We start from the raw sequence: 3,093 nt of genomic DNA on the forward strand, positions 1-3,093 counted from the left end.
GGCTGTAGCGAATGAGGTGCGGTGGTGGGGTTTCTTACTTCCTTTGAGCGATCTCGATAGTCACAAGGAAGGTAAGATGCCCCACCACCATTCGCTGCGCTTCACTGCGTTACGCTTGCTCATAGTCCCCCTCCCCGACAAGCGGGGAGGAGAAGATAAGACATCTGCCTAGTCTCGGATCTCAAATGACCAAGCCGAAAATCCTCATCACACGTCCCTGGCCCGCCGGCGCGCAGGCCTATATGCAGTCGCGCTACGACGTCACCGTCAATGACGCAGCCCCCCTGACGCCGGCGCAGCTCAGCGAAGCGATGACGCAGTACGATGCCGTGTGCCCGACCGTCACCGACAAGCTGACGGTGGAAGTCTTCGCCACCCCCAATGCCCGGGTGAAGATGATCGGCAATTTCGGCGCCGGCTACGAGCATATCGACATCAACGCCGCCAAGGCCGCCGGTATCACCGTCTCCAACACCCCCGACGTCCTGACCGAAGCCACGGCCGACATCGCCTTGATGCTCATGCTGATGACCTCGCGCCGCGCGTCCGAGGCCGAACGGCAACTGCGTGACGGCGGCTGGAAGGGCTGGGGCACCACCGCGATGATGGGGCAATCGCTGCAGGGCAAGACCCTGGGCCTGGTCGGCTTCGGCCGCATCGCCCAGGCGACGGCGCATAAGGCGCGCCAGGCGTTGGGCATGGAGATTGCCTATTACAGCCGCCGCCAGGCCGCCCCCGACATCGAAGCCGCCCACGGCGCGCGCTATGTCGCCTCACTCGACGAACTGGCGGCGCAGTCCGACATCCTGTCGCTGCATACACCGGGCGGACCGGAAACCCACCACATGGTCAATCACCGCCTGCTCAGCCTGATGAAAAAATCAGCCATCCTGATCAACACGGCGCGCGGTTCGGTGGTCAAGGAAGACGACCTAGCCGAGGCCCTGAAAGCAGGCACTATCTGGGCGGCAGGCCTCGACGTGTACGAACGCGAACCCATCGTCCACGACGCGCTTTTGCCGCTGAACAATGCCGTGCTGCTGCCGCACCTGGGCTCGGCCACGGTCGAAACCCGCGAAGCCATGGGCATGCGCGCCGCGCGCAATGTCGACCAGTTCTTTGCCGGCGAGGCCGTCGGCGACCGGGTCGCATGAATACTTTACAAGACCGAGTCCATGCCGCCGTCGTGCTGTGGAGCGCACCGGGCAAGCCGCTCGTGCTCGGCATCTGCGGGGCGCAGGGCTCCGGCAAGTCGACCCTGGCCATCGGCCTGAAACGCTTGCTGGAAGGCGAGGGTCTAAACGTTGCCCCGATCTCGCTCGACGACCTCTACCTGGCGCCGGAAGACCGTCCCGTCCACATCCATCCGCTGTTCGCCACGCGCGGCGTTCCCGGTACGCACGACGTCGACCTGGGCCTTCAAACCTTCGACAGCTTGCTCGCCGGCAAACCCACAGCTCTGCCGCGCTTCGACAAGGCCAATGACAGACCGGCCCCCAGCGAAGACTGGCCGGTGGTGACGGCACCCGACATCATTCTGTTCGAAGGCTGGTGCGTTGGCGCCGATTATCAGTTCGACAGCGAACTCGACACACCGGTCAACACCCTCGAACGCAACGAAGACCCGGACGCGACCTGGCGGCGCCATGTCAACAACCAACTGGCCGGGCCGTACCGCGATCTGTTCGCCCGAATTGACCGTCTGGTCCTCCTGGCGGCGCCCGGTTTCGAGGTCGTCCAGGCCTGGCGGACCCAGCAGGAACACGACCTGTCCCGCATGTTGGAAAACGAAGGCCGGACCGGCAAAAAAGTCATGTCCGACGCCGAAATTGCGCGTTTTATCCAACACTATGAACGCCTTACCCGCTATATCCTGCGCGAAATGCCGGTGCGGGCCGACCTGACCCTGCACCTCGATGCCGACAGGGGTTTGCTATGATCATTTCCGCCGCCACGGATTACCGCGAAGCCGCTCGGCGCAAGCTGCCGCGCTTCCTGTTCGACTATCTCGACGGCGGTTCCTATGCCGAAGCGACCCTGCGCGCAAACGTCGACGACCTGTCGCGCCTGGCCCTGCGTCAGCGCATCTTGAAAAATGTCGCCGACCTGTCGCTGGAAACCGAACTGTTCGGTGAGAAACTGGCCATGCCGGTGGCCCTTGCGCCGGTCGGCCTGGGCGGTATGTATGCCCGTCGCGGCGAGGTCCAAGTGGCTAAGGCGGCCAAGAAAGCCAACATCCCCTACATCATCTCGACCGTGTCGCTCTGCCCGCTGAAAGAGATCGTTGAAAAATCCGGCCACAATGTCTGGTTCCAGCTCTATGTCCTGAAGGACCGCGGCTTCATGAAGCACGCCCTGGAGCGCGCCCAGAGCCTGGGCGTGACCAAGCTGGTCTTCACCGTCGACATGCCGGTGCCGGGCGCGCGCTACCGCGACAAACATTCGGGCATGAGCGGTGATTTCGGCCCGATCCGCCGTATGGTCCAGGCGATGTTCAAACCGCAATGGGCGTGGGATGTCGGGGTCAATGGCACGCCGCATGATCTCGGCAATGTTTCGGACTATCTGGGTAAGGCGACGGGTCTGGAAGACTATATCGGCTGGCTGGGCGCCAATTTTGATCCGTCGATTTCGTGGCAGGACCTGGAATGGATCCGCGACATCTGGAAAGGTCCGATGATCATCAAGGGCATACTCGACCCGGAAGACGCTCGCGACGCGGTGCGCTTTGGCGCCGATGGCATCGTGGTGTCGAACCATGGCGGCCGGCAACTGGATGGTGCACTGTCGACCACGCGCGCCCTGCCTGCGATTGCCGATGCGGTGGGCGACGATTTGACCATACTGGCCGATTCCGGCGTGCGGACGGGGCTGGACGTGGTGCGGATGCTGGCCTTGGGCGCCAAGGGCGTGTTGCTGGGCCGGGCCTATATCTACGCCCTTGCGACGGGCGGCGAGGCAGCGGTGAGCAACCTGCTGGGCCTGATCGACAAGGAGATGCGCACGGCCATGGCTCTGACCGGCGTGACGCGGATCGACCAGATCAATGAAAGCCTGCTGGCCGAGCGGGTGAACCGGAATTTGTAATCGGCA

At 63.4% G+C, this 3,093-nt stretch carries 3 protein-coding genes; all 3 read left to right on the forward strand.

Translation table 11 applies throughout. The features are described from left to right. Window positions 1-185: 185 nt before the first annotated feature. The 3 genes from ABI_RS19805 to lldD are packed head-to-tail and all read left to right on the forward strand — an operon-like array spanning window position 186 to window position 3,087. On the forward strand, window positions 186-1,154 hold the full coding sequence (locus ABI_RS19805) for a 2-hydroxyacid dehydrogenase (RefSeq protein ID WP_006274848.1): 969 nt from the start codon (window positions 186-188) through the stop codon (window positions 1,152-1,154). After that, window positions 1,151-1,939, forward strand: coding sequence for a hypothetical protein (locus tag ABI_RS19810; RefSeq protein WP_006274849.1), 789 nt, complete (start codon window positions 1,151-1,153; stop codon window positions 1,937-1,939). The genes ABI_RS19805 and ABI_RS19810 overlap by 4 nt, the downstream gene beginning before the upstream one ends. Next, entirely contained in the window at window positions 1,936-3,087 is a 1,152-nt protein-coding gene (gene lldD / locus ABI_RS19815; protein ID WP_006274850.1) for an FMN-dependent L-lactate dehydrogenase LldD, read from the forward strand. Before ABI_RS19810 ends, lldD begins: the two co-directional genes overlap by 4 nt. Window positions 3,088-3,093: the final 6 nt, after the last annotated feature.

Source organism: Asticcacaulis biprosthecium C19 (genome assembly GCF_000204015.1).
In the GTDB taxonomy this organism is placed as follows: domain Bacteria; phylum Pseudomonadota; class Alphaproteobacteria; order Caulobacterales; family Caulobacteraceae; genus Asticcacaulis; species Asticcacaulis biprosthecius.